Here is a 24,622-nt window from a genome sequence, read left to right as displayed (position 1 = left end):
GGACAGGCATTGCCCAATTCCACGCCTAGACCTTAGCCCTCCCAATTCAGAAGGCGCCGAAATGAAAATCGCTTATATTGTGAATACCTATCCCCGCGCGTCCCACACCTTTATCCGCCGAGAGCTTCAGGCGCTGGAGCGGCGCGGTTTCGAAATCCACCGTTTCGCAATGCGGTCCGAGCGCGACAGCCTTCTGGACCCTGCCGATCTGGCCGAGGATGACCGGACAGAACATGTCTTGAAGGTCGGCATTGCCGGGCTAGCTGGCACTGCCCTGTGCTGGATGTTGCAACGGCCCCGTCAAAGCGCACAAGCCCTAGTGGCCGCGATGCGCTGCGGGGCGGCTGGTGCAGGCGGCACGCCGGGCACGGGCGGTCGTTTGCGGCACATCATTTATTTGATAGAGGCCGCCTATGTCGCGCGTCGCTGCGCCGATCTGGGCATCACACATATGCATGCGCATTTCGGCACCAACTCTGCCACTGTGGCAATGCTGGCGCGCCTTATGGACGGGCCGACCTACAGCTTTACCGTTCATGGCCCCGAAGAGTTCGACGCCCCGCTCGGGCTGTGTCTGGCTGAGAAAATGCAGCACGCGGCGTTTACCGTGGCGATCAGCAGCTTTGGCCGCAGCCAGCTTTACCGTCGGGCGGCGCTGGCCGATTGGGGCAAGCTGCATGTCGTCCATTGCGGGATTGAACCGGACAAATTCCCCGAGCCCTCGGCGCCGCCCACAGGTGGGCCGCGTCTGGTCGCGATCGGGCGGCTGGCCGAACAAAAAGGCTTTTCGCTCTTGATTGAGGCGATGGCATTGGCCGCCCCTACCAATCCCGACCTGCATCTGACCTTGGTTGGTGACGGCCCCCTGCGCCCCGAGATCGAGGCCATGATCGCCGCCAACCACCTTGAGGCCCGCGTCACACTGGCCGGCTGGCAAGATGAAGCAGGCGTGCTTCAGGCCCTGGCCGATGCGACGGCCCTGATCCTGCCCTCCTTTGCCGAAGGTCTGCCGATGGTCGTGATGGAGGCGATGGCCGCCGGTCGCCCTGTGATCGCCACTGCAATCGCCGGCGTGCCGGAACTGGTTGTCAGCGGCGAAACCGGCTGGCTCATTCCGGCGGGCGATGCGCAATATCTTGCCGAAGCAATGACGACACTGGCCCGGACCCCCCACGCCGATCTGGTCGCCATGGGCACCGCCGCACGGGCGCGGGTGTTGGAACGTCATGATATCGACACAGAGGCCGCCAAACTGGCCGCGCTAATCGGTAAGGCCTAGCGCCCGCGCGCCCATTCGCCGCCGCCCCGCCGCAGCCTCACGGCCAAGGACACAGTTGCATAGACGGCAAAACCCAGCGGATCGGCCCCTGCGCGTTGCAAAACATCGCGCAGGCCCATCTTCGGCTTTGCCTCCCGTTCCAGGATCTCGGGGTGAAGCGTTGCAATTTGCGCCACACCTTGATCCTGCCGCCGCCGCACACGCACCAAGGACCCGAACCCTTCGATCATCGGCCAGTGATAGGTCGCCGCACAGCTTACGCGCTCATCCGGGCCGAATTGCAGGCGCACAAAGGTGTCATCGGAAATCAGATCGGGGAAGGAACCCCAACGCGCACGCCCCGCCGCATTGACCGCAAACAGCCCGTATCCCGGCGCGTCACTCTGCGCAAAAGGCAAGGTCTGCCAGAACCGCGCATAGGCTCGTGTCACAGCCGATTGCGCCCGCGGGATAACCGCCCGCCCCGAGGCATAGCGCGCAGCCTCGCCGGCCAAGGCCTGCGCGATCTGCGCCGTCAGATCCGGGCTGACAATCACATCGGCATCAAGATAGGCCCGCATATCCCCCCGCGCCTGCGCATCGCCTTCATTCAGCGCGCGGATCTTACCGCCCTCTTTCAGATCAAGCACGGTAAAGCCCCATCCGGCAGCCTCGGCCTGCGCGGCATATGCCCTTGCGCGGGCGGCCGTATCATCACGGCACCCATTGGCCACCACAATCACCTCCCCGCCCCCCGGCACCGGCGTCGAGGCCAAAAGCGCCTCAAGGCATGGCCCGATATAGGATGCCTCATTGCTTGCGGGGAGGATTATACTCAACATGTCTTGCATCCTTGTGCCAGCGCATCCCAGCGGGGGTTCTCATCGCCCAAGTGGCGCAAACCGCCCCAGCTGCCCCATTTGTTCGGGGAATAGACATCAACAAAGGCATTGAAAGGGGCCGACGTCAGGGCAGCCCAACCCTCTATCAGCTTCGCATAAAGCGCGCCCATTTGCGGCGAATAGTTCAGGTGATGGAAAAAATCCGTCACCTCCGTATCATTGATCAACGTGCCATTCGCGACCACATGGGTTCCCCCTTCATACATCATCAGGGTCATACCCTCGGATTTCGCAACCGCCGCGTGATAGGGCCAGATATGGCCCAGCAAGGCAACAAGCGTATCATCGGTCTGGCCGGAGACAAAGCCGTTCTCCAACTCCATCGCCGCATTTTCCGTTGCCATATCAAAGCGATGCTTGGCGATATAGATGTCACGCGCCGCACCTGTCAAGAATTGCGCGTCGGCCTGTTCCGTCGCCCGCAAAAGGCTTTCGGCCAGCAGGTCCTTAAGCATCGGGGCCTTTGCATCACCGCCAAGACCGCCGGCAAAATAGCCCGTGACGGCATAGGCATCAAAGCTGTCTTTCGGGGAGCGGCGCCCCTCTGCGACCGCCAGAGGCGCGTCGAGGATCTGTGCCTCCAACCCCAACCAGCCGGTTTGCGTGGTGATGATCCGCGTCAGCCGGTCGCGGGCCTCGGCGCCGAAAACATCTGTCCAGATGTCGGCCACCTCTGCCGCGCGCAACCCGTAATATTGCACCCAGCAATCCTGCGCGTCCCAGCGGGCCTGACATCGCCGTTCGGCCCAAGCGGCGGTATCGAATTGCCAGTTCCAAACCTCATTGGAATATTCCACCTGCGCCTTGAGCCCCGGCGCCAACCCGTCCCGCACCGCCACCGCATAGGCTCGCACCAGCGCGTCCTCGGCCAGATGCGGGATGTTGAACCAGGCATCTGCGCGCAGCTCATTTGCCAGTGCGATCATCACCTCGATAGGAACACCGTTTACAGCCCAACTGAAATCATAGGGCTTCGGACGATCTTCCAGCTTGGCGAGGGTGGAATTGTTGGTGTCCATCCAATCCATAAAGCGCAGCCCCTTGACGCCCCGAATACGGCCCAGCCAGTCGGGGTTGAACAACGCCCCTGCATCAAAGGCCGCAACATGGTCCTGTTTTACGACCGAGATCTGGCGGATCGGATCCTCGGCATCCTGCGCAATCAGTGTCAACATCACATTGCCCGTTCCGGGACTGTAATCGAATTCTATGCGACCGGGGGCTTCTTCAAGGATCGTCGCACGCCCCTCAACCTTTAACCGCCCCTTGCCTTCATAGCGCAGCACATAGCGCCCCGCGACCTTGCCCGCATTTTCAGGCAGATCGGTCAGGATCAACGTCGACAGGCCCACCACCTCCGGCGGAAGACGCACCGGCCAGCCGTTTGCATCAAGGTAACCGCCCGTCCGCAGCGCCTCATATTCCATCCCGCCCCATGTACCGGGCAGATGCCCGAACCAAGGACGTGCGGTTTTCATCACGTCAAGAAAAGGCTGCTGCACCGACCAATCGGCAACCTCTGCCAACCCCAGGGCAAGATGCGGGTTGGTGATCGGGCGCGGGGCCTCGGGCGTGATCTTGGTGATGGCTGCGGGCAAGGCCGCACGGCCACCGCTTTGGGCCAGCGCCTCTATGCGGGCGACATCATCGGCCTGATAGCCGGACACCGCTTGCCATGCGATCCGCTGGAATACGGCGGCCTGTTCCGGGGTGATAACCGCCTGACGGCTCAGCCAATGGCGGGTCAGCTTGGGCGCAAGGCCCGACGGGTCCTTGCCCGTTATCACCGCCACATGCACCATCGCCAGAAAATAAAGCGCGCGTTCATCCGGGTGGAGATCATCGGAAAACAGCGCCTTGATGTTGTCGATACCTGCCACCTCACCCGCCGCGATCGCGTCGGCCAGCTGCACCATCGCTTGCCCCGCCGGAATGACCCGCACCAGCGGCGCACCCTCGGGGCGGGCGGCATTGGCCTGCGCGGTCATCCCCTCCCACAGCGGCAGATCGGCGGTCAAGCGCTCGCGCCATGGCACATCCGCACCCGGATCGCCCTCTACCACCGCACCCGGCCCGCTTTGCAGGCTGGGCCAAGTCTCATAGATATAGACTTGGGTATCGGGCCGCGCCTCCCACGCCAGCCCGGCAAATTTGGCAACATAAGCCGCGCTATCATTCCATTCCACATGGGCCGCCACCGGAACGGCCTCGGCCAGAACAAGCACTTTGGTATTGCCCTTGGGCAGGATCACACGGGCATCGCCGCGTTCGCCCTCTTGGCTGTTGTCCCATGAAAACCGCAAAGGCGCGCCGTTGATGACCTGCGAGGCAACCTCTACCTGCTGCCCTTGCGCACGCAGCCCCCCCTCTATCATCGGCGGCAACGAGGGGCCGACAAGGCTGTGGCCCACAAACAGAATATCGGTCAATAGCGTCAGAAATGACATCGGGCAGGCGTTCCTTTTGCAATCATACCAAGATGCAAGCCGCGCAGCGTCAGCCCGCAACCCCAGTAGAAGCATAGCGCGAGACAACCTGCCAGACCAGCCGTTGCAACGGAATGACGGCGGCATCGGGCAAAGGCACCGCGGGCTGCCCGTCAGCACGCAACAAGGCCCATGGCAGCCCTTCGGGACTTTGATGATAGAGCGTCGCAAAATGGGTGATCGCTATGATATATGCGCCCAGATCATTCAGGTGGATGGGGTCCACACCCCCCGCGGCATCGCGCGCGAACAGCTCGGTGCGGCGGGTCAAGCCCGGCAGCTTTCCGCCTTCCATTGCGCGGATTACCGCCGCAAGAACCTGCCCCCCCGGGATCAGGTGAATGGTGCCAACGCCCTTTTGCGCCATGGCCACGCGCATCAGCGCATCCTCCCAAGCCGCCGTCAGATCCCCGTCGACCCGCGCAAGCCAGCCCTCGGGATCATCCAGCCGGTGCCATGTCTCATAGAGATAGACGCGCACATCGGGATTGCCCTCTCGGGCCGTCCGCGCCCAATGGGCCAAGGCCTGCCCGCTGTCGTGATAACGGATGGCATCGCGGATCTCGACCATCTCGGTCAGGACCACGGCGTCATAATCCCCCGAAGCCAGCGCCTCTGTCGGGGCACGGTGGCTGGCATGGGTATTTTCCTCGGCAAGCCCCGGAACATCGCCTTTCCGGTGCTGGTTCAGGCTGGCACCCCAGCCAAGCTGGCTGGCATGCGAATGCCCCGCCACCAGTTGATCCAGCATCACCGGCATGTCGCGCCCTACAAGGCTGTGGCCAAGATGATAGACCGACATCCCCCCTTCGGGCGGAGCAAGCGATCGATCATAGCGCGCAGCAAATGCGGCATCGTCCAGCTTGCGCGGCCCCCGTGCCCGCCACAATCCGAACCCGGTGCCTGCCGCCAACAAGGCACCCGCCCAGATGAAATTACGTCTTTTCATATCATTACTTGCCCCGTTTTTTTCCTGTCACCTGCGTACAAATCTGCTATCTCTTATATCCGAAACCAAGCTGGGGGGCGCAATTGTTCGGTTTCCATATGCTACGCAACCGCAAGGGGCACGCACGCTATTATCGTGTCGATGTCGCCTATAACCTCTTTGGGGAATACTCGGTGCTGCGGGAATGGGGGATGCCGGGGGCGCGTTGCGGCAATCGCAAGATCACCTGGTTTTCCAACCTGAGGGAGGCCTGCCTAGCGGCAGAGCATTTACAATCCCGCGCGTCGCGGCGCGGATATGCGCAGACAAATCAAGGGGGATTACAGTGACGCACATATGGGTCCGCGCCGAGCAGCGCCCTAATGAGGAACGCACAGGCATCACCCCCGAAGGTGTGGCCGCATTGATGGCCGCAGGCTTTACCGTCACCGTTGAGCAAAGCAATGTCCGCGCCATTCCCATCGACGGCTTTCGCGCCACGGGATGTGCGATTGCACCGCAAAACACTTGGCCCGATGCCCCGCGCGACGCGATCATCTTTGGCCTCAAGGAACTGCCCGAGGATGGCAGCCCCCTGCACCACCGCCATATTCTGTTTGGTCACGCCTATAAGGGTCAGCCCGCGGGGCAAACCCTTTTGCGCCGATTCAAGGCAGGGGGCGGGACGCTTTATGACATCGAATATCTGGTGGATGAGGCAGGCCGACGTGTCGCGGCCTTTGGCTATTGGGCGGGCTATGCCGGGGCGGCAGTGGCGCTGAAATGCTGGGCCGCACAGCAGCGCGGCGGTCTTGCCGGACCGGTCAGCACCTATGGCGGCAAGGATGCGCTTTTGTCGGAATTGCGCGAGGCGCTGGCCACGGCCGACAGTTTGCCGACCGCTTTGGTGATCGGGGCGCTTGGCCGTGTTGGCACGGGGGCGGCCGACCTGTGTGAGGCGCTGAACCTGCAAGTCACCAAATGGGATATGGCCGAGACCGCACATGGCGGCCCCTTCCCCGAGGTGCTGACACATGAGATTTTCCTCAACTGCATCCTCGCGCGGCCCGTCTGTCCGGTCTTTGTGCCGCGATCGGCGCTGACGGCCCAGCGCAAGCTTTCGGTGATTGGCGATATTGCCTGCGATCCGACCTCGGATTTCTCACCGATCAAAGTCTATGACCGCACAACCGATTGGGACGTCCCCGCATTGCGGGTGGCACAAGACCCTGTGCTGGATGTGACCGCAATCGACAACCTGCCCAGCCTGCTGCCGGTTGAAAGCAGTCAGGATTTTGCCGGCCTGCTGTTGCCCTCATTGCTGACGCTGAACGATCTGAACAGCGGCGTCTGGGGGCGGGCGAAGGCGCTGTTTGATGACCACATCCAGCGCCTATAGCCGTTATTTGCGCGTAAACATCCGGTTGAACGCCGTGGCGGGCAAACAGCGCGACAGGCGCATCATCCAGGACGACCCGGTTGGAACGCTGGCTTTGAACCGCTCGGTCAGCATCAGCTCGAACATCTGCTGGGCTGCATCCTCGGGCGCCACCACAAAGGACACCCCGTCCCCGCCCTGTTGGCCGCGGATGAAGCCGAGGTTGGCAAGCTGCACCTCAATCCCGCTGCCTTGCAAATCGGCGCGCAGCGCGTCGGCCATGCCCATGACACCGGCCTTGGACGCGCCAAACCCGCTCATACCCGGCACCCCGCGATAGCCTGCTAAAGATCCTGTCAACACCAGATGCCCCGACCCGCGCGCAACCATTGCAGGCAGAACCGCGCCGATGACCCGCGCGCAGCCCGTGAAATTGCTGTTGCACATTTCCTCGACCTGCGCGGCGTTCCACTCTTGCGCTTTCACCGGCCAGTAAACCTCATCAAGGATCACCACGCCGTCGATTTCACCAACCTCTGCCGCGGCATTGGCGACCGATGCGGTCTCGGCCACATCCATGCGCACCCCATGTGCCTTGCCCGGCATTTGCGCCACAGCCTTATCCAGCTGTGCGTCAGAACTCGAGGACAGGACCACCTCTGCCCCTGCCGCGCTGATCCGGCGGGCCAGGCCCAGCCCCACACCTTCACCCGCCCCGACGATCCAATAGCGTTTGCCTTGCCAGTCCCTCATCCCAAAACCCTTTCATGCTTTGTCACTATGCTAGCGGGCCGCTTTACATCCTTGAACCCCTGAATCGCATAATTGATGCGATACGCCGCGCCCTTTGCCGGTAAAATCTTTCAAAGGTGATCCAATCGCACAAACCGCGAGTATAGAGTGCATGTTAGATACAGCACCCTTTCAAAAAGCAGATGCACTGACCGCCTCGCGGCATTATGCTGCGGCGAGCGCAGCGGTTTGCCTGCGCCAGAAAGGGAAGTCCGTGTCATCCGAGACAACACCAGAGGATTGGAGTGCGCTGATTTTGCGCGTCCGCGATACACAAGACAAGGCGGCCTTTGCCGCGCTGTTCCGGCATTTTGCCCCACGCATCAAAGGGTTTTTGATGAAATCCGGTGCCAGCGCCACTTTGGCCGAGGAATGCGCACAGGATGTCATGGCAACCCTGTGGCAAAAGGCGCATCTGTTTGATCCGGCCCGCGCCTCGGCGGCGACATGGATCTTTACCATCGCCCGCAACCGCCGCATCGACGCACTGCGCAAATCCCGCCGCCCCGAGCCCGAAGAGCTGACATGGGGCCCCGAGGCAGAACCCGACCAGCACGAGGCGCTGGAGCTGAGCCAGGACACCGAACGTCTGGGTGAGGCGCTGGCCCTTTTGCCGCAAAAACAGCGCGATCTGATTGAGCGCGCCTATTTTCACGACCTCTCTCATAGCGAAATCGCGACTGAGACCGGTCTGCCGCTTGGCACCATAAAATCCCGCATCCGGCTGGCGCTGGAACGTCTGCGCCACAAGATGAGCTGAAAGAAGACACCTATGACAATCCGCCATCATATCACTGACCAGCTTCTTATGGGCTATTCTGCGGGCCAATTGCCCGAGGCGTTCAATCTGGTCATCGCCGCCCATCTGTCGTTTTGCGATGAATGTCGCGCGCGACTGGGGGCCTTTGACGCCATCGGGGGCGCCTTGATGGGGGAATGCGACAGCGTGGCGATGATGGAAAGCAGCCTGACCGCCACATTGGACCGGCTGACACAACCCGCGCCCGCCCCGCGCCTGCGCCGCAAGGCTTGCAAGGTTCTGCCCGCACCATTGGTGGATTATGTCGGCGGTGATCTTGCGTCGGTCAAATGGCGGTCCATCGGGATGGGCGTGCGGCAGGCGATCCTGCCCACGGATGCGGGGGCGACGGCGCGTCTTCTCTATATCCCGGCCGGTCAAAAGGTGGCCGATCACAGCCACCGCGGCATGGAGCTGACGCTGGTCCTGCAAGGGGCGTTCAGTGACGAGACCGACCGTTTCGGCCCCGGCGACCTTGAGATCGCCAATGATGATTTGCACCATCAACCCGTGGCCGAGGAAGGCCCCGATTGCATCTGCCTTGCCGCCACCGAAGCGCCTTTGCGGTTCAACGGTCTGCTGCCACGTCTGGCGCAACCTTTCTTGCGTATCTGACCGCGATCAGAAATCGACGGCGATACCTTTCTTTTCCCAATCGCCATAGCGCACGGCCTCAGGCCCGTCACGCCCGCCCAGTTCTTTGGGCATGGCGGCAACCTTTGCATCGGCCTCTTTACGGCGCGCCTCGGCCTCGGCAAGCGCACGTTGGGCGGCGGGGGGGAGTTCGCTGTCTTTGTCGGGCATGGTCCGGCCTTCCTTGTCTGGGCACCTGCTTTGATATAGGCGGCTTGGGACGGACAGACAACATGGGTGAACATATGGCGGGCAACGGAACATCGGCACGCGGCGCGGCCTTGGCGCTTTTGGAGGCGGTGCTGGAAGACGGCGCGCAGCTGGGACAAGTGCTGGAGGCCGACGGTAGCCCCGTCTTGGGGCTGTCACCCTCGGATCGTGCCCGCGCACAGCGGCTTGTGCTGACCACCCTGCGCCATATCGAACAGGCCGATAAGGTCCTCAAGCCCTATCTACGCAAATCGCCGCCCGCGCTGGTGCGCAATGTCTTGCGGTTGGGTGTGGTGGAACTGGCCGTTGATGGATCGGCCGCTCATGGCGTGGTCAACGCGATGGTCGATCTGGTCCGCCACGGCAACCGCACGCAGCATATGACGGGTCTGGTCAATGCGGTGCTGCGCAAGGTCGCGGCCACGCCCGACCCTTTTGCCAAAATGCCGCCGCAGAAAATGCCCCAATGGCTGCGCCAGCCGCTGGTCCATCGTTGGGGCCGTGATGTCGTCTCGACGATTGAGGCGGTTCAGGCACAGACCCCGCCGCTGGATCTGACCCCGAAATCGACCCCACCGGAAATTGAGGGCGCGACCACCCTGCCCACTGGCAGCCTGCGAATCAACCAATCGGTACAAGTCTCTACCCTGCCCGGTTTCGAGGCCGGCGAATGGTGGGTCCAGGATGCCGCCGCCGCCCTTGCTGCACGCCTGCTGGATGCAAAAGACGGCGAAGAGGTTCTGGATCTTTGCGCCGCGCCGGGTGGGAAAACCCTGCAGCTGGCCGCCACAGGGGCCAAGGTGACAGCCGTGGATATCTCATCCCCGCGCCTTGCACGGCTGCATGAGAACCTTGCGCGTACGGGGCTTGCGGCCAAGATCATCGCTACCGATGCGCTGCATTGGGTGCCGGATGCGCGTTACGATGCGGTGCTTTTGGATGCGCCCTGTTCGGCAACCGGCACCCTGCGCCGCCACCCCGACCTGCCCTTTGCCAAGGATGGCAGCGAAGTCCCCGCATTGGCCGAATTGCAAGCGGCCCTGATCGACCGCGCGCTCGGCTTCCTCAAGCCCGGCGGGCGGCTGGTGTTTTGCACCTGCTCGCTTTTGGCCGAAGAGGGCGAGGACCAGCTGACCGCGGCCCTGACGCGCCACCCCGGCCTGACCGTAGAACCCCCGAGCCTTGACGGCATCGCCCCCGAATGGATTACCAAGGACGGCGGCATGCGCCTGCGTCCCGACTATTGGGCCGAGACCGGCGGCATGGACGGGTTTTTCATGGCGCGGCTGCGCATACCTGCAACCTGAGGCTTCAATTTGCGGTGACAGCGCCGTGACAGGCCGCTATGATCGGCACCAAGCAGACCCGAAATCGGGCGCAGTGATCGAGTGGCAACCAAAATGAGGCATCTTGGCTTACCCGCTTAAAGACGGGCTCGCAGCGCAGATATCGCGTTTGCAGAACCGGTTGGCCGCTCGGCGGGCGCAGCGCAGCCATGCCGTGACGGGATTCGTCTCACAACCCGAACCCCGCAGCATCGGGCTGTTCGCACGCGGCAAGCAGTTGACCATTGGCAACTACCTACTGGCCGGCCATCTGATAGAGGCCCCCGGAAAACCGCTTTGGGATGCGCCGACCACTGCGCCCGAATTTTGGGTCGCGGCACATGGTTTTGTCTGGCTTGATGATCTGGCCGCCGTCGGGGATCCGATTGCGCGCCGATGTGCCCAAGACTGGACATGGGAGTGGATCACACGCTTTGGCAAAGGCAATGGTCCGGGCTGGACCCCTGATATCACCGGACGGCGACTGATCCGCTGGATCCATCACGCGTTGTTCCTCCTGAGCGGGCGCAGCACCGCCGAGAGCCAAGCCTATTTCGACTCGCTCTCCGCGCAGACCACCTTCCTGTCGCAACGCTGGCAAGCCTCTGCGCCCGGCGTGCCGCGTTTTGAGGCACTGACCGGGCTGATTTATGCCGGGCTGGCCCTGACAGGTATGGAAAATGAGGTGGAGCCGGCGGTCGCCGCCCTCGCGCACGAATGTGAGACCGAGATCGACAAATTCGGCGGATTGCCCAGCCGCAATCCAGAGGAATTGCTGGATGTTTTTACGCTTTTGACATGGGCCGCCCAAGCCCTGTCAGAGGCAGGACAACCCGTCCCCCAAGCGCAGCGCGCCGCGATAGAGCGGATCGCCCCCACCCTGCGCACCCTGCGCCATGCGGATGGATCGCTTGCACGGTTCCACGGCGGCGGGCGTGGGATGGACGGGCGGCTGGACCATGCGCTTGCGGCCTCGGGGGTAAAGGCCGCCGTTGGCACCGGCCTCGCGATGGGGTTCTTGCGGCTGACGGGGGCGCGTACATCGGTGATCATTGATGCCTCGGACCCGCCCTCAGGGCGCGGGGCCGCGACGGCCCATGCCTCTACCCTTGCGTTCGAGATGACATCGGGACGGCGGCCGGTGATTGTGAATTGCGGATCGGGGGCACCTTTTGGCCCCGACTGGCTACGCGCGGGCCGTGCCACGCCCAGCCATTCCACCCTGACGATTGAGGGGTACTCCTCCAGCCGGTTGAACCGTGGCACCCCCGAGGTATTGGCCGACCGCGCCCATGTCACCCGCACCCGCCCGCGTGAGACCGCCGACGGCCACGCCCTGCGCCTGGCCCATAACGGCTGGGTTGCGACCCACGGGCTGACCCATGCGCGGCTTTTGCTTTTGTCGCATGACGGGCGGCATATGGGCGGGCAGGATGAATTGCGCGCCATCTCTGAACGCGACCGCGCCCAGCTTGCCCGCGTCCAGAAACGTGATCCAAGCGGCGAGGTCCGCTTTGCCATCCGGTTTCACTTGCACCCCGATGTGGATGCCGCGATCGACCTTGGCGGCAATGCCGTATCGCTTGCCCTCAGAAGCGGCGAGATCTGGATTTTCCGCCACACCGGCGCAAATGACCTCTCGGTAGAGCCGTCGGTTTATCTGGAAAAAGGCCGTTTGAACCCCCGTGCCTCCAAACAAATCGTACTTTCGGGCCATGTTGGCAGCTTTGATGCCGTGATTGGCTGGACCTTGGCCAAAGCACAGGATACTCCGCTGGCCATCCGCGATCTGGAACGGAGTGATGTTCCGGGCGTGATCTGACCCCAAGCTGCCAAAAGGTATTTATCCATGACCGCTGATCTTGTTCCCGTAAAACGCGCGCTTTTGTCTGTATCCGACAAGACCGGGCTTATCGACCTTGGCCGCGCCTTGGCGCTGCGGGGGGTAGAGCTGCTGTCCACTGGCGGATCGGCGGCGGCCTTGCGCAAAGCGGGGCTTGAGGTCCGCGATGTGGCCGAGGTCACCGGCTTTCCCGAGATGATGGACGGGCGGGTAAAGACCCTGCACCCGATGGTTCATGGCGGATTGCTGGCGCTGCGCGACAATGCCGATCATGTGACCGCAATGGAAACCCATGACATCGCGCCGATCGATCTGCTGGTTGTGAACCTCTATCCGTTTGAGGCCACCGTGGCGGCGGGGGCTGATTATGACACCTGCATCGAGAATATCGATATCGGCGGCCCTGCGATGATCCGCGCCGCGTCGAAAAACCACCGTTTTGTGAATGTGGTCACCGATCCTGAGGATTACGCCGCATTGCTTGAGGAACTGACCGCCAATGATGGTGCCACCAGCTATGCCTTCCGTCAGCGTTTGTCGCAGACGGCTTATGGGCGCACGGCGGCCTATGATGCGGCTGTTTCCAACTGGATGGCCGGTGCGCTTGAAATGCCCGCGCCGCGCCGCCGTGCCTTTGCTGGCACGCTGGCACAAACCCTGCGCTACGGTGAAAACCCGCATCAGGCGGCGGCATTCTATACCGACGGGACAAACCGCCCCGGTGTGGCAACCGCCAAGCAATGGCAGGGTAAAGAGCTTTCGTATAACAACATCAACGACACGGATGCGGCCTTTGAACTGGTCGCGGAATTCGCAGGGCAGGGGCCTGCTTGCGCGATCATCAAACACGCCAACCCTTGCGGCGTGGCAACCGGCGCGACCTTGGCCGAGGCCTACGCCCGCGCGTTTGATTGTGACCGCACCTCGGCATTCGGCGGGATTATCGCGTTGAACCAATTGCTTGACGGCCCGACCGCCGAAAAGATCGCGGAGATTTTTACCGAGGTCGTCATCGCCCCCGACGCCGATGAGGATGCGCGTGCCGTCTTTGCCGCCAAGAAGAACCTGCGTTTGCTGACCACCGGCACCTTGCCGGATGCCTCCACCCCCGGCCTTGCTTTCCGGCAGGTTTCGGGCGGATTTCTGGTGCAGGACCGTGACGCGGCAAATGTGACCATGGAGGATCTGCGGGTCGTGACCAAGCGCTCGCCCTCGGACGCTGAGATGCGCGATCTCTTGATGGCATGGACGGTGGCGAAACACGTCAAATCCAATGCGATCATCTATGTCAAAGACGGCGCAACGGTCGGCGTTGGCGCGGGCCAGATGAGCCGCGTTGACAGCACCCGTATCGCCGCCCGCAAGGCACAGGATATGGCCGAGGCAATGGGGCTGGCCACGCCTTTGACCATTGGCTCTGTTGTCGCGTCGGATGCGTTCTTCCCGTTTGCCGACGGGCTGATCACCGCCGCCGAGGCAGGGGCCACCGCCATCATCCAGCCCGGCGGCTCGATGCGCGACAATGAGGTCATTGAAGCAGCCGATGCCGCAGGTCTTGCCATGGTCTTTACCGGCCAGCGTCACTTCCGGCACTGATATGCGGATTTTCTGGGCGGCTTTGGTGATATTCGTACTGGATCAGGCCAGCAAACTGGCCGTGGTCTTTGGCCTTAACCTGCGTGAGGTCGGGGATATGGATATCTGGCCGCCCTATCTGACCTTTCGCATGGCTTGGAACAAAGGGGTGAATTTCGGCCTCTTTGCCCACAATTCGGATGTGATGCGCTGGGTTTTGATCGCGGTCTCGCTTGCGATTACCGCTTGGGTCTGGCGCTGGGTATCGCGCGGCAAACAGCCCAAGATGGCGCAAATATCGGCCGGGGTACTGATCGGCGGTGCTTTGGGCAATGTGATCGACCGGCTGGCTTACGGGGCCGTGGCCGACTTTTTGAATATGTCTTGCTGCGGGTTTGAAAACCCTTATGCATTCAATGTGGCCGATATCGCGATCTTTGCCGGCGCGGCGGGGCTTGTCCTTTTCGCCGCCGATAGCAAGGGAAAGGCGCGAAAGACCCCGTGACGCGCCGATTACTTTCGGCTAAACATGGGCAACCAAAGCGAAGGAGGCGGAGATGCTTGCAACAAAAGGAACCGTGGCGCTTGCCGCGATTGCGATGCTTATTTCTGCCTGTAGTGGCGGAGAGCCACGTTTGATGAACCTGCAGGCAACCGGTAATGGGCCGGATGAATTTTCGATTCTGCCGCCCAAGCCGCTGCAAATGCCGGATGATCTGGCCGCCCTGCCCGAACCCACTGCGGGTGGTGCCAACCTGACCGACCCCACCCCCGAAGCTGACGCCGTCGCCGCCCTTGGCGGACGGTTGCGCACAGGCACGGGTGTTCCTGCGGGCGACAGCACTTTGGTCAATCACACCGGGCGCTATGGCACCGCTGCTGCGATCCGCACCGAACTAGCCTCTGCCGATCTTGAACACCGCCGCGACAATAAGGGCCGGGTGATGGAACGTCTGTTTAACGTGAACGTCTATTACAAGGCCTATGACGAACAATCGCTTGACCAGCACGCCGAGCTGGAACGCTGGCGCGCCCGCGGGGTGCGCAACGTCTCGGCCCCTCCGGCACAAGACGGCGAGTAACACGCAGCTTCACATCCGCGCGAAGAAGGCTTGACCCTGACCCTTGGGCCGTTAGGTGTAACATCGCACACCAAACGGAGGATTGCTGATGTTGCGCAGCCTGTTGCTCACCCTTGTTTTGGGGGCCTTTCCAGCGAGTTCGGCGCTTGCCGATAATGTCAGCACATTCACATTGGAAAACGGGCTGGAGGCCGTGGTGATCGAGGATCATCGCGCCCCCGTTGTGACCCATATGGTCTGGTATAAAACCGGATCAGCCGATGAGTTGCCCGGCAAATCCGGCATTGCGCATTTTCTGGAACATCTGATGTTCAAAGGCACCGACACCATGGCCCCCGGCGAATTTTCCGCGACGGTCGAGGCACAGGGCGGCAATGATAACGCCTTCACCTCTTATGATTACACCGCCTATTATCAACGGGTTGCGGCCGACCGGCTTGACCTGATGATGAAGATGGAGGCCGACCGCATGCGCGGTTTGCTCCTCTCTGAGCAGGATGTCAAAACCGAACGCGCCGTGATCATCGAGGAACGCGCGCAGCGCACCGACAGCGACCCGGGCGCGCTTTTCGGCGAACAGCGGCGCGCGGCGCAATACCTCAACCATCCCTACGGCACGCCCGTTATCGGCTGGAAACATGAGGCAGAGGCCCTGACCCGCGAAGATGCTCTGGCATTTTACCGCACCTATTATGCGCCGAATAATGCCGTTTTGATCGTCGCGGGTGACGTGACCCCCGATGAGGTCAAAGCCATGGCCGAAACCCACTACGGGCCGGTGCCCCCCACCCCCGATCTTGCGCCCCGCCTGCGCACAACCGAGCCGCCGCAACTGGCCGAGCGCAGGCTCTCCATGTCGGATGACCGCGTGGCCCAACCCTATATGATCCGCACCTATCTGGCCCCCGAACGCGACAGCGGCACCCAAGAAGAGGCCGCCGCCCTCAGCGTTTTGGCAGAGCTTTTGGGCGGCAGCGGCACAACCTCTGTGATGGCGCAGGCCTTGCAGTTCGGAGAGGCGCCGAAGGCCGTGTATAGCAGTGCGTTCTACTCCGGCATGTCGTTGGATGCGACTGATTTCGGCGTTGTTGCCGTCCCCACGCCCGGCACCTCGCTTGCTGATCTGGAAAGCGCGGTTGACGGTGTTATCGCACAGTTTCTAAAGGATGGCGTGGACCCTGACGCATTCGCCCGCATCAAACGCCAGCTTCGCGCGGATGAGATCTATGCCCGCGACAACGTCGAAGGCTTGGCCCGCACCTATGGCACCGCCCTGACCACCGGCCTCACGGTCGCCGATGTGCAGGCCTGGCCCGATATCTTGCAAGCCGTCACGCCAGAGCAGGTGATGGAGGCCGCGCAAAAGGTTTTCGACCGCCGCAACGCGGTGACAGGCTGGCTGGAACGCCACGATGATTCACAGATAGAGGTGGCACAATGATGATGCGTTTTTTCTTTGCGGCCTTTCTGGCACTGTCCTTGCCCGCCCATGCAGAGCTGCCGATCCAGAAGGTCACCTCCCCCGGTGGCATCACTGCCTGGCTGATCGAGGACCATGAGATCCCCTTCACCGCGCTGGAGATCAGGATGCGCGGCGGCACTTCGCTTGATCCGGTGGATCAGCGCGGTGGGGTCAACCTGATGACGGCCTTGCTTGAGGAAGGCGCCGGCGATCTGGATGCTCAGGGCTTTGCCAATGCGCGCGATTCGCTGGCTGCCTCATTCAGTTTTCAGGCATGGGACGATAGCGTCAGCATCTCTGCCCAATTCCTGACCGAGAACCGGACCGAGGCGATGGACCTTTTGCACCTTGCCCTGACCCAGCCCCGTTTTGACGCCGATGCCGTGGAACGCGTGCGCGGGCAGGTGCTTTCCAATATCCGCTCGGACGAGAAAAACCCCGATAGCATCGCCGCAAAACGCTTCAACATGCTTGCTTATGGCGACCACCCCTATGGCCGTGACGGTGGCGGCACCGAGCAAAGCGTGGCCAGCCTGAGCCGCGCCGATATCCAAGCGGCCTTTGAGAATGCGATTACCCGCGAACATCTTTATGTTGCGGCGACGGGCGATATCTCTGCGGCGGATCTTGGGGTGCTGCTGGATGGGCTTTTGGGCGATTTGCCCGCCAAGGGCGCACCTTTGCCCGAACGTGCAGAGTGGTCCTTGCAGGGCGGTGAAACCGTGGTCGAATTCCCCGGCCCGCAATCGGTGATCCATTTCGGCCATCAGGGCATCAAGCGCGACGACCCCGAGTTTTTTGCCGCCTATATCCTGAACGAAGTTCTGGGCGGTGGCCGGTTCAGCGCCCGCCTGATGACAGAGGTGCGCGACAAACGCGGGCTGACCTATGGCATTGGCACCTATCTGGCCGATAAGGACCACGCCGAGGTGCTCTCGGGCCGTTTCTCCAGCGCCAATGCCACAGCACTTGAGGCGGTTAAGATCGTGCGCGCCGAATGGGCCCGCGCGGCGAATGAAGGCATCACCGCCGAGGAGCTGGCGAAAACCAAGACCTATCTGACCGGCTCCTATCCCCTGCGGTTCAGCGGCAATTCCCAGATCGCGCGGATTCTGGTCGGGATGCAAATGGACGGGATGCCCATTGATTATGCCACAACCCGTAACGCCAAAATCGAGGCGGTCACGCTGGAAGATGTCGCCAAGGTTGCCAAACGGCTTTTGCGCCCCGAGGATCTGCATTTCGTGATCGTCGGACAGCCCGAAGGCGCGCTTTGACAGGTCATCAAAACGGTGGATAACCCGAGGCAAGCGGTGGCTTAGATCCCTGTGCCGTGCTAAAACTGGTGTCATGAATGGACCAGACCGCAACATAAGCGCAGCACCACGCACCATCATTCGCCAGTTGGACGAATCGGCCATCAACCGTATCGCCGCGGGGGAGGTGATCGAACGACCCGCCTCAGCGGTGAAGGAACTGGTCGAAAACGCGCTGGATGCAGGGGCGCGACGCATCGCGATCGACTATGCCGATGGCGGCAAGACCCTGATCCGCATCACCGATGACGGCTGCGGGATGACGGCAGAGGACCTGCCCTTGGCCCTGTCGCGCCATGCCACATCCAAGATTGATGGCAGTGACCTGCTCAACATCCACTCCTTCGGGTTTCGCGGTGAGGCATTGCCATCCTTGGGGGCTGTCGGGCGGCTGACCATCACCTCGCGTACCGCTTACAGCGACGGGATGATGATCACCGTGTCCGGTGGCCGGATGGAGGCCCCGCGCCCTGCCCCCATCAACAGCGGCACCGTGGTCGAGCTGCGCGATCTGTTTTACGCCACCCCTGCCCGGCTGAAATTCATGCGTTCGGACCGCGCCGAGGCGATGGCCATTGCCGATGTCATCAAACGGCTTGCCCTGGCCGAACCCGAGGTCGGATTCAACCTGCGCGATGTGTCTAACGGCGAGGCGCGGGTGATGTTTCGCGCCGATCCTGTCTCGGGGGATTTCTTTGATGCGCTGCACGGGCGGGTTGCCTCGGTTCTGGGGCGTGAGTTTGCCGATAACGCCCTGCGTATTGACGCCCCGCGTGAGGATCTCCGACTGATCGGCTATGCTGCATTGCCCACCTATTCGCGCGGATCATCAGCGGCGCAATATCTGTTTGTGAACGGGCGTCCGGTGCAGGACCGCATGCTCTATGGGGCGTTGCGCGCCGCCTATATGGATGTGCTCAGCCGTGATCGCCATCCGGCCGCTGTGCTGAATATCGAATGCGATCCGCATCTGGTTGACGTGAACGTGCATCCCGCAAAATCCGAGGTCCGCTTTCGCGATCCGGCGCTTGCCCGCGGGCTTATCGTGTCCTCGCTCCGTCATGCGCTGGCCGAGGCGGGTCATCGCGCCTCCTCTACCGTGGGGGCCGAAACGCTTGCCGCTTTTCAGCCGGAACCGAGCGCGCCCGCGCGGGTCTATCAGATGGAGCGCCCCTCAGCCGGGGCGATCCGCCATTCGTTTGCCTATCAGGCCCCCGCGCCGGATATGGGCTTTGCCGAAAGCCCCTCTGCCCGTTTTGAGGAAACCCCGTCCCAAGATATCGCACGCCCCTTGGGTGCTGCGCGCGCGCAGGTCCATGAAAACTACATCATCGCGCAGACCGAAAATGGTATGGTTATCGTGGACCAACACGCCGCCCATGAACGGCTGGTCTATGAGCGCCTCAAAGCGCAGCGGGATGATAAGGGCATCGCCACCCAAGCGCTGCTTATCCCTGAAATCATTGACCTTTCGGCCAGTGATTGCACAAGGCTGATGGAGGCCGCACCCGAATTGGCCGAACTTGGCCTTGTGATCGAGGCCTTTGGCGGCAGCGCGATTGCAGTACGCGAAACGCCGGCGATCCTGGGCCGTGTCAACGCCGCCGATCTGCTGCGCGATATTCTGGATGATCTGGCCGACATCGGAAGCTCTGACCGGTTGCAAGCGCGGATGGATGCGGTTTTATCCAGCATGGCCTGCCACGGGTCCATTCGTTCCGGTCGGCAGATGCGCGCCGAGGAAATGAATGCGCTTTTGCGGGAAATGGAGGCGACGCCGCTATCAGGGCAATGTAACCACGGTCGCCCGACCTATGTTGAATTGAAGCTGGCCGACATTGAAAAGCTGTTCGGGCGCAGATGATTGAAATTGCAGGGGAAATATACAATTGGAATGATCCGCTGATCTTGCTGATTGGCGGCGGCGTTGCTGTTGTTCTGGGGTTCTTCCTGCTGATCCTGCGCGCCTTGGGGCAATCGGCCAAAGCTACAGAACCCCTGATGCGGGAAATGGGCTGGTTGGGCCAACGGGTACAGCATTTATCCGAAGGGCAGGAACGGCTGGCAGGCGGCTTGCACCATGTTTCCGAGACCCAGACCCATTCCCAAACGGCAATGCTGCAAATGATGGAAAAGCGGCTGACAGAGGTGCAACGCGGCATGACCGAAAGCCTGCACGGCACCTCAACCCGTACGGCGCGCAGTTTGGGCGAGTTGCAGCAGCGCTTGGAAACCATCGACAAGGCGCAGGCGAACATCGAGAAACTCTCTGGCAACGTTTTGGGATTACAGGATATCCTGTCCAACAAGCAAACCCGCGGTGCTTTTGGGGAAATCCAGCTGAATGACATCGTGCGCAAGGCCCTGCCGGCCGATGCCTATTCGATGCAGGCCACGCTCTCAAACGGGAAGCGGGCCGATTGCCTGATCCATCTGCCCAATCCGCCCGGCCCGATCGTCATCGACAGCAAATTCCCGCTGGAGGCCTATGAGGCCCTGCGCCGCGCACAGACGCCCGCCGAGCAATTGGATGCCGCACGGCAAATGCGCGTATCTGTCAAAGCGCATATCAAGGCGATCTCGGAGAAATATATCCTTGATGGGGAAACCGCCGATGGCGCGCTGATGTTCCTGCCGTCCGAGGCGGTCTATGCCGAGTTGCACGCCAACTTCCCCGAACTGGTGCGTGACGGCTTTGATGCAAAGGTCTGGATTGTCTCTCCCACCACGTGTATGGCGACGCTGAATACCATGCGTGCGGTGCTGAAGGATGCGCGGATGCGTGAACAGGCCGGTGCGATTCGTGCGACATTGCGGCTTTTGCACCGCGATGTAGAGCTGGTTGTGAACCGCGTCGACAAGCTGAACACCCATTTCAACCAGACCCGCGCCGATCTGGACGGGATCAGCACCGCCGCTGAGCGTGCCGGAAAACGTGCCGCCAAGCTGGATAATTTCGATTTCGAAGAGCTTTCCCCGGACCCGATACCCGGCCCCGATTTGATCGGCAACCAACAGACAGAGTAAGAACAGATGACCCGCCACCTGACCCGCGCCGATTATACCGAAATGCCCTGGGCGAATGGCCAAGGCACAACCATCGAGATCTGGCGCGCGGCAGATGATGTCGGTTTGCGCTGGCGGTTTTCTATGGCGACGGTTGCCAAGGATGGACCGTTTTCACAGTTCCCGGATATAGAGCGGAACCTGACTGTAATCGACGGGCCGGGCTTTGACCTTGTCGGGGCAGGGCATTTTCACGCCGGCCACCTGCAACCCGTCGCCTTTCCCGGTGATATCCCTCTTGCCGCGCAAGGTGTTACGGCAACCGCAGTGGATTTCAATGTGATGACCCACCGCAGCTTGCCCATACCCGCCGTTGAAGTTGTGGAAAATACCGCCCTGAGCCCGCGCGACGGCGCCACGCTTTGCATATTCGCTTTGGGCGCGGTGCAATATGGTGGCATCACGCTTGCACGCCATGATTTTCTGATTGCCGCCCCCGCCGCATCCCTGCACGGCGCGCCGGTTCTGGCCATCCATCTATTTGAACATCCGCAATAGCGCTACCGCTTTGCACCCCAGCTGATTGAGGCATGCTTGCGCGTGAAGTTTTCCGCCATCAACCCGATCACAAGGATCACCAAAGTCACTTTGAGCGGATATTCCCAATTACTATAATGCGGGTTATAATTCAAAAAGGCAAAACCGCGCCCTTGGTCTATTGTGTGAAACAAAGGGTTCCAGTCAAACAGAACAAGTTTTGATGTCGGCATGGTATTCGCAACAAACATCTTGCCGCTGGCGATCATATTGGCACGTTGATAAAGCTGCGTAATAATTCCAACAGCATCCGGTTGCCACGGCTTTAGCGCGAGCAACAATGTCCCGATCGCAACCCCACTGCTCCATGATAACAGCAGCATCCCAAGCACACCCGGAAGATTGTGAAAACTGATCGGGTTAAAAGCCGCGTGATAGATATAGAGCACCACAATCGCCGAAAGAACCTGCGTATAAAGGCTTGCCACAGCGGCGGATGCAATTGCCACAAAGGTATTCATCGGCGCATGTTTCATCATCGCAGAGGTCGGGCCTTCGCATCCCGCGACAGCGCCCAAAGCCTTGATATGCGTCATGAACATGAAAATGCCCGACATCACATAGAGCAAGTAATCCCCGCGGATCGCCATGCCGCGCATGCCCAGCACCTGAAACAGCAGATAAAACACCGCAACCAGCATGACCGTTTGCAGGATATTCAACAACAGCCCGATAATCGGATTGCCGTGGTTCTTGCGAACTGTTCGGACAGAGGCATGAAAGATCAACTCCAACATACCAAAAGCCGTAAGCAACCGACCTTTCGGGGCCTCGCGTTGGAACATTTTGGTTATTACCTCTGCTCTGGGCGACTGTTGTTAAATATGGAGGGGAAAACTTGCTGATACCTTGAACGCATATGATAAGGAGGAACAGTATTTTTGGCAATAATGCTGAGATCCGCGTGAAATGGAGAGCAGAATGGACTATTCCCCCCTCGTATCCTTGATGCGCGAACTGGCCCTGGAGGCTGGCGCCAAGATCATGGAGGTCTATGCCGCACCGGATTTCGAGGTCCGGTCCAAATCTGACGAAAGCCCCGTGACAGAGGCTGATGAGGCGGCAGATGCCATTATCGCGGCAGGTCTGCGGGCCGCATACCCGGATGTGGTGCTGATCACCGAAGAACAGGCCGAGAGCCACGCGCTGGAGGCCTCTACCTTTTTGATCGTCGATCCATTGGACGGCACCAAGGAATTTGTGAAACGTCGCGGCGATTTTACGGTCAATATTGCCTATGTCGAAAACGGTATCCCACAGCGTGGCGTGGTTTATGCCCCCGCCAAGGGGCGCTTGTTTTATACCCGTGCCGACGGTCAAGCGGTTGAAGAGACGGGTGAGTTTCTCAAAAATCAGGTCGGTCCCTGCCAAGAGATCAATGTTTCCTCACCCGATGACAGCGCGCTTATGGTCGTTGCCTCCAAATCGCACCGAGATGCGGCCACCGATGCCTATATCGGCAAATATGCAGTGCGTGATATGACCAGTGCGGGCAGCAGTCTCAAGTTCTGTCTTGTCGCGAACGGAGAGGCCGATCTCTATCCCCGTCTGGGGCGCACAATGGAATGGGACACTGCTGCCGGGGACGCCGTCCTGCGCGGCGCGGGCGGGCGGGTCGTGCATTTCGATACGCATGAACCCTTGGCCTATGGCAAAGCAGGCTGGGAAAACCCCTTTTTCATCGCCTATGCACCGGGCGTTACCCTTCGGAAATGATCCCGACCAGCCTGATTATCGTCAGCCGCCACCGCCCCGCCGCATTGGCCCGCGCGCTGGCGGGCGTGGCGCAGATGGATCACCCGTCCTTTGAGGTGATCGTCGTCGCGGATCCAGAGGGGATTCGCGCGGCACAAGGGACGCGCCTTCGGCTTAAGCTTGCGGAATATGATCGCCCCAATATCTCTGCGGCGCGCAATATCGGGCTTGGCTTAGCAGCCGCCCCTGTGGTTGCCTTTCTGGATGATGACGCGGTGCCGGAACCTTCATGGCTGTCACGGCTGACGGCGCCGTTTTCCGACCCGCGTGTGACGGCAGCAGGTGGTTTTGTCTTGGGGCGGTCAGGGCTTGCATGGCAGTGGCGGGCGGCTTGGGTGGACGGGGACGGTTTTGACCACCCCTTTGAGGCAAGCCCCGACACCCGCCTGCATTCCGGCACCGCATCACGCGCGATCAAAACCCAAGGCACCAATTGTGCCTTCGGCCGAGGGGCGCTAATCTCCGTCGGCGGGTTTGACGAGGGTTATCGCTTCTATCTGGATGAAGCTGATGTAAACCTGCGCCTTGCCGCTGCGGGGGGGCTGACGGCCGTTGTACCCGATGCGGTTGTACATCACGGATTTGCAGCATCGGCACGCCGCCGCGATGACCGTGCGCCAACTGATCTGACCGAGATCGGCCACAGCCTCGCCCTTTTCATCGCCCGACACGGCATGACCCGCACCGCATTGGCCCGCCATACGGCAAATCAAAAAGCGCGGCTGATCCGCCATATGATCCGCGGTGCAATAGAGCCGCGGCAGGTTCGCCGCCTGATGGACGGGTTCACACGTGGCATCCAAGCAGGCCAGCTTACCGCCCGCAAAAAGATCAGCCAAACCCCGATCAGCACAACGCTTTCGGATTTTTTCCCCCTCGCAGATACAGGCCCACGACCGGGTCGCATCCTCTTTGGGCAGGCTCGGGATCGCCGCATATTGCACCAGACCGCCCTACGCGCGCGTGCGCAGGGTGACATCGTAACCCTTATCCTGATGGCACGGGGCCTGTCCGCACATACGCATAGATTCACCCAAGACGGGATATGGGAGCAGTCCGGCGGGCGTTATGGGCGAAGCTTGCGCAACGGTAACCATTTTGATTGGCACAACTTTGCCGCGCGCAAATCTATCGAGTCGACACGTCTGGCGCGCTATAGGCCCGTTTAGGTTGCAAAAGGCCATTTATTGCACAAAAAAATAGGCGGTAATTGGCCAACTGTTTCCATTTTATAGGTTTCTTGATAAATTATGATCCAAATTGGATGCCAAGTTC

At 61.2% G+C, this 24,622-nt stretch carries 23 protein-coding genes; 17 read left to right on the top strand and 6 right to left on the bottom strand.

Annotation, left to right across the window (positions count from 1 at the left end):
* The first annotated feature begins 61 nt into the window (after positions 1-61).
* Positions 62-1,279: a glycosyltransferase gene (locus AKU94_RS12230; RefSeq protein WP_050527535.1), complete on the top strand. Its 1,218-nt coding sequence runs from the start codon at positions 62-64 to the stop codon at positions 1,277-1,279.
* Here the strand turns inward: AKU94_RS12230 and AKU94_RS12225 are convergent.
* Genes AKU94_RS12225 through AKU94_RS12215 form a run of 3 tightly spaced genes read right to left on the bottom strand, consistent with a single transcriptional unit; the run spans position 1,276 to position 5,595 of the window.
* Positions 1,276-2,100, bottom strand: a complete 825-nt coding sequence (locus AKU94_RS12225; protein ID WP_157056535.1) for a glycosyltransferase family 2 protein — start codon at positions 2,098-2,100, stop codon at positions 1,276-1,278. The genes AKU94_RS12230 and AKU94_RS12225 overlap by 4 nt on opposite strands.
* Entirely contained in the window at positions 2,094-4,607 is a 2,514-nt protein-coding gene (locus AKU94_RS12220; protein ID WP_050527533.1) for a hypothetical protein, read from the bottom strand. The genes AKU94_RS12225 and AKU94_RS12220 overlap by 7 nt, the downstream gene beginning before the upstream one ends.
* 49 nt (positions 4,608-4,656) lie before the next feature.
* A complete protein-coding gene (locus AKU94_RS12215; RefSeq protein WP_232295760.1) occupies positions 4,657-5,595 on the bottom strand; it encodes a hypothetical protein in 939 nt (312 codons plus the stop codon).
* Positions 5,596-5,693: 98 nt separating this feature from the next.
* On the opposite strand from AKU94_RS12215, the gene AKU94_RS12210 reads away from it, so the two are divergent.
* Positions 5,694-5,924, top strand: a complete 231-nt coding sequence (locus AKU94_RS12210) for a WGR domain-containing protein (protein WP_050527532.1) — start codon at positions 5,694-5,696, stop codon at positions 5,922-5,924.
* Positions 5,921-6,973, top strand: coding sequence for a saccharopine dehydrogenase (locus tag AKU94_RS12205; protein WP_050527531.1), 1,053 nt, complete (start codon positions 5,921-5,923; stop codon positions 6,971-6,973). Before AKU94_RS12210 ends, AKU94_RS12205 begins: the two co-directional genes overlap by 4 nt.
* A 3-nt stretch (positions 6,974-6,976) precedes the next feature.
* On the opposite strand, the gene AKU94_RS12200 is transcribed toward AKU94_RS12205, so the two are convergent.
* Positions 6,977-7,705 carry an SDR family NAD(P)-dependent oxidoreductase gene (locus AKU94_RS12200; RefSeq protein ID WP_050527530.1) on the bottom strand — a complete coding sequence of 243 codons (729 nt, stop codon included), beginning with the start codon at positions 7,703-7,705 and terminating at the stop codon, positions 6,977-6,979.
* Between the two features lie 253 nt (positions 7,706-7,958).
* On the opposite strand from AKU94_RS12200, the gene AKU94_RS12195 reads away from it, so the two are divergent.
* Complete coding sequence (locus AKU94_RS12195) at positions 7,959-8,504, top strand: sigma-70 family RNA polymerase sigma factor (protein ID WP_050527601.1); 546 nt, start codon at positions 7,959-7,961, stop codon at positions 8,502-8,504.
* A 12-nt stretch (positions 8,505-8,516) separates the two neighbouring features.
* The gene (locus AKU94_RS12190; protein ID WP_050527529.1) at positions 8,517-9,158 is read left to right on the top strand and encodes a ChrR family anti-sigma-E factor; all 642 of its coding nucleotides are present in this window, start codon (positions 8,517-8,519) and stop codon (positions 9,156-9,158) included.
* 6 nt (positions 9,159-9,164) lie between these two features.
* Here the strand turns inward: AKU94_RS12190 and AKU94_RS12185 are convergent, their stop codons facing one another.
* A complete protein-coding gene (locus AKU94_RS12185) occupies positions 9,165-9,347 on the bottom strand; it encodes a DUF1674 domain-containing protein (protein ID WP_050527528.1) in 183 nt (60 codons plus the stop codon).
* Between the two features lie 62 nt (positions 9,348-9,409).
* Here AKU94_RS12185 and AKU94_RS12180 point away from each other — a divergent pair, with 62 nt between their 5' ends.
* The 10 genes from AKU94_RS12180 to AKU94_RS12135 all read left to right on the top strand — a co-directional run bounded on the left by AKU94_RS12180 (position 9,410) and on the right by AKU94_RS12135 (position 21,553).
* Positions 9,410-10,693, top strand: a complete 1,284-nt coding sequence (locus AKU94_RS12180) for an RsmB/NOP family class I SAM-dependent RNA methyltransferase (protein ID WP_232295759.1) — start codon at positions 9,410-9,412, stop codon at positions 10,691-10,693.
* A 103-nt stretch (positions 10,694-10,796) separates the two neighbouring features.
* Positions 10,797-12,533 carry a heparinase II/III family protein gene (locus AKU94_RS12175; RefSeq protein WP_198144901.1) on the top strand — a complete coding sequence of 579 codons (1,737 nt, stop codon included), beginning with the start codon at positions 10,797-10,799 and terminating at the stop codon, positions 12,531-12,533.
* A 27-nt stretch (positions 12,534-12,560) separates the two neighbouring features.
* The gene (gene purH / locus AKU94_RS12170; RefSeq protein ID WP_050527525.1) at positions 12,561-14,150 is read left to right on the top strand and encodes a bifunctional phosphoribosylaminoimidazolecarboxamide formyltransferase/IMP cyclohydrolase; all 1,590 of its coding nucleotides are present in this window, start codon (positions 12,561-12,563) and stop codon (positions 14,148-14,150) included.
* Between the two features lies 1 nt (position 14,151).
* Positions 14,152-14,634 (top strand): signal peptidase II, encoded by a 483-nt coding sequence (gene lspA / locus AKU94_RS12165; protein WP_050527524.1) that lies wholly within the window; start codon positions 14,152-14,154, stop codon positions 14,632-14,634.
* Positions 14,635-14,686: 52 nt separating this feature from the next.
* On the top strand, positions 14,687-15,211 hold the full coding sequence (locus tag AKU94_RS12160) for a DUF3035 domain-containing protein (protein ID WP_050527523.1): 525 nt from the start codon (positions 14,687-14,689) through the stop codon (positions 15,209-15,211).
* Positions 15,212-15,296: 85 nt separating this feature from the next.
* A complete protein-coding gene (locus tag AKU94_RS12155; protein ID WP_050527600.1) occupies positions 15,297-16,652 on the top strand; it encodes a M16 family metallopeptidase in 1,356 nt (451 codons plus the stop codon).
* A complete protein-coding gene (locus AKU94_RS12150; protein WP_408633699.1) occupies positions 16,652-17,950 on the top strand; it encodes a M16 family metallopeptidase in 1,299 nt (432 codons plus the stop codon). Before AKU94_RS12155 ends, AKU94_RS12150 begins: the two co-directional genes overlap by 1 nt.
* Before the next feature lie 73 nt (positions 17,951-18,023).
* A complete protein-coding gene (mutL, locus tag AKU94_RS12145; protein WP_050527521.1) occupies positions 18,024-19,853 on the top strand; it encodes a DNA mismatch repair endonuclease MutL in 1,830 nt (609 codons plus the stop codon).
* Positions 19,850-21,016, top strand: coding sequence for a DNA recombination protein RmuC (locus AKU94_RS12140; RefSeq protein ID WP_050527520.1), 1,167 nt, complete (start codon positions 19,850-19,852; stop codon positions 21,014-21,016). The genes mutL and AKU94_RS12140 overlap by 4 nt, the downstream gene beginning before the upstream one ends.
* A gap of 6 nt (positions 21,017-21,022) precedes the next feature.
* Positions 21,023-21,553, top strand: coding sequence for a HutD/Ves family protein (locus tag AKU94_RS12135; protein WP_050527519.1), 531 nt, complete (start codon positions 21,023-21,025; stop codon positions 21,551-21,553).
* A gap of 2 nt (positions 21,554-21,555) precedes the next feature.
* Here AKU94_RS12135 and AKU94_RS12130 read toward each other — a convergent pair whose 3' ends face one another.
* On the bottom strand, positions 21,556-22,377 hold the full coding sequence (locus tag AKU94_RS12130) for an ABC transporter permease (protein WP_050527518.1): 822 nt from the start codon (positions 22,375-22,377) through the stop codon (positions 21,556-21,558).
* A gap of 136 nt (positions 22,378-22,513) precedes the next feature.
* Between AKU94_RS12130 and cysQ the strand changes: the two genes are divergently transcribed.
* Both cysQ and AKU94_RS12120 read left to right on the top strand, forming a co-directional pair.
* Entirely contained in the window at positions 22,514-23,308 is a 795-nt protein-coding gene (gene cysQ / locus AKU94_RS12125; RefSeq protein WP_050527517.1) for a 3'(2'),5'-bisphosphate nucleotidase CysQ, read from the top strand.
* Positions 23,305-24,516 carry a glycosyltransferase family 2 protein gene (locus AKU94_RS12120; protein WP_050527516.1) on the top strand — a complete coding sequence of 404 codons (1,212 nt, stop codon included), beginning with the start codon at positions 23,305-23,307 and terminating at the stop codon, positions 24,514-24,516. The genes cysQ and AKU94_RS12120 overlap by 4 nt, the downstream gene beginning before the upstream one ends.
* Positions 24,517-24,622 lie beyond the last annotated feature (106 nt).

It is taken from the genome of Pseudorhodobacter aquimaris (assembly GCF_001202025.1).
Taxonomy (GTDB): Bacteria; Pseudomonadota; Alphaproteobacteria; order Rhodobacterales; family Rhodobacteraceae; genus Pseudorhodobacter; species Pseudorhodobacter aquimaris.
Note: the sequence above shows the minus strand (reverse complement) of the source record. Positions and strands in the feature narration are given on the sequence as shown.

Coding starts and splice junctions, on each gene's coding strand:
- AKU94_RS12230 (WP_050527535.1), top strand. CDS start 62: ATGAAAATCGCTTATATTGTGAATACCTATCCCCGCGCGTCCCACACC.
- AKU94_RS12225 (WP_157056535.1), bottom strand. CDS start 2,100: ATGTTGAGTATAATCCTCCCCGCAAGCAATGAGGCATCCTATATCGGG.
- AKU94_RS12220 (WP_050527533.1), bottom strand. CDS start 4,607: ATGTCATTTCTGACGCTATTGACCGATATTCTGTTTGTGGGCCACAGC.
- AKU94_RS12215 (WP_232295760.1), bottom strand. CDS start 5,595: ATGAAAAGACGTAATTTCATCTGGGCGGGTGCCTTGTTGGCGGCAGGC.
- AKU94_RS12210 (WP_050527532.1), top strand. CDS start 5,694: ATGCTACGCAACCGCAAGGGGCACGCACGCTATTATCGTGTCGATGTC.
- AKU94_RS12200 (WP_050527530.1), bottom strand. CDS start 7,705: ATGAGGGACTGGCAAGGCAAACGCTATTGGATCGTCGGGGCGGGTGAA.
- AKU94_RS12190 (WP_050527529.1), top strand. CDS start 8,517: ATGACAATCCGCCATCATATCACTGACCAGCTTCTTATGGGCTATTCT.
- AKU94_RS12185 (WP_050527528.1), bottom strand. CDS start 9,347: ATGCCCGACAAAGACAGCGAACTCCCCCCCGCCGCCCAACGTGCGCTT.
- AKU94_RS12180 (WP_232295759.1), top strand. CDS start 9,410: ATGGGTGAACATATGGCGGGCAACGGAACATCGGCACGCGGCGCGGCC.
- purH (WP_050527525.1), top strand. CDS start 12,561: ATGACCGCTGATCTTGTTCCCGTAAAACGCGCGCTTTTGTCTGTATCC.
- lspA (WP_050527524.1), top strand. CDS start 14,152: ATGCGGATTTTCTGGGCGGCTTTGGTGATATTCGTACTGGATCAGGCC.
- AKU94_RS12160 (WP_050527523.1), top strand. CDS start 14,687: ATGCTTGCAACAAAAGGAACCGTGGCGCTTGCCGCGATTGCGATGCTT.
- AKU94_RS12150 (WP_408633699.1), top strand. CDS start 16,652: ATGATGCGTTTTTTCTTTGCGGCCTTTCTGGCACTGTCCTTGCCCGCC.
- mutL (WP_050527521.1), top strand. CDS start 18,024: ATGAATGGACCAGACCGCAACATAAGCGCAGCACCACGCACCATCATT.
- AKU94_RS12140 (WP_050527520.1), top strand. CDS start 19,850: ATGATTGAAATTGCAGGGGAAATATACAATTGGAATGATCCGCTGATC.
- AKU94_RS12135 (WP_050527519.1), top strand. CDS start 21,023: ATGACCCGCCACCTGACCCGCGCCGATTATACCGAAATGCCCTGGGCG.
- AKU94_RS12130 (WP_050527518.1), bottom strand. CDS start 22,377: ATGTTCCAACGCGAGGCCCCGAAAGGTCGGTTGCTTACGGCTTTTGGT.
- cysQ (WP_050527517.1), top strand. CDS start 22,514: ATGGACTATTCCCCCCTCGTATCCTTGATGCGCGAACTGGCCCTGGAG.
- AKU94_RS12120 (WP_050527516.1), top strand. CDS start 23,305: ATGATCCCGACCAGCCTGATTATCGTCAGCCGCCACCGCCCCGCCGCA.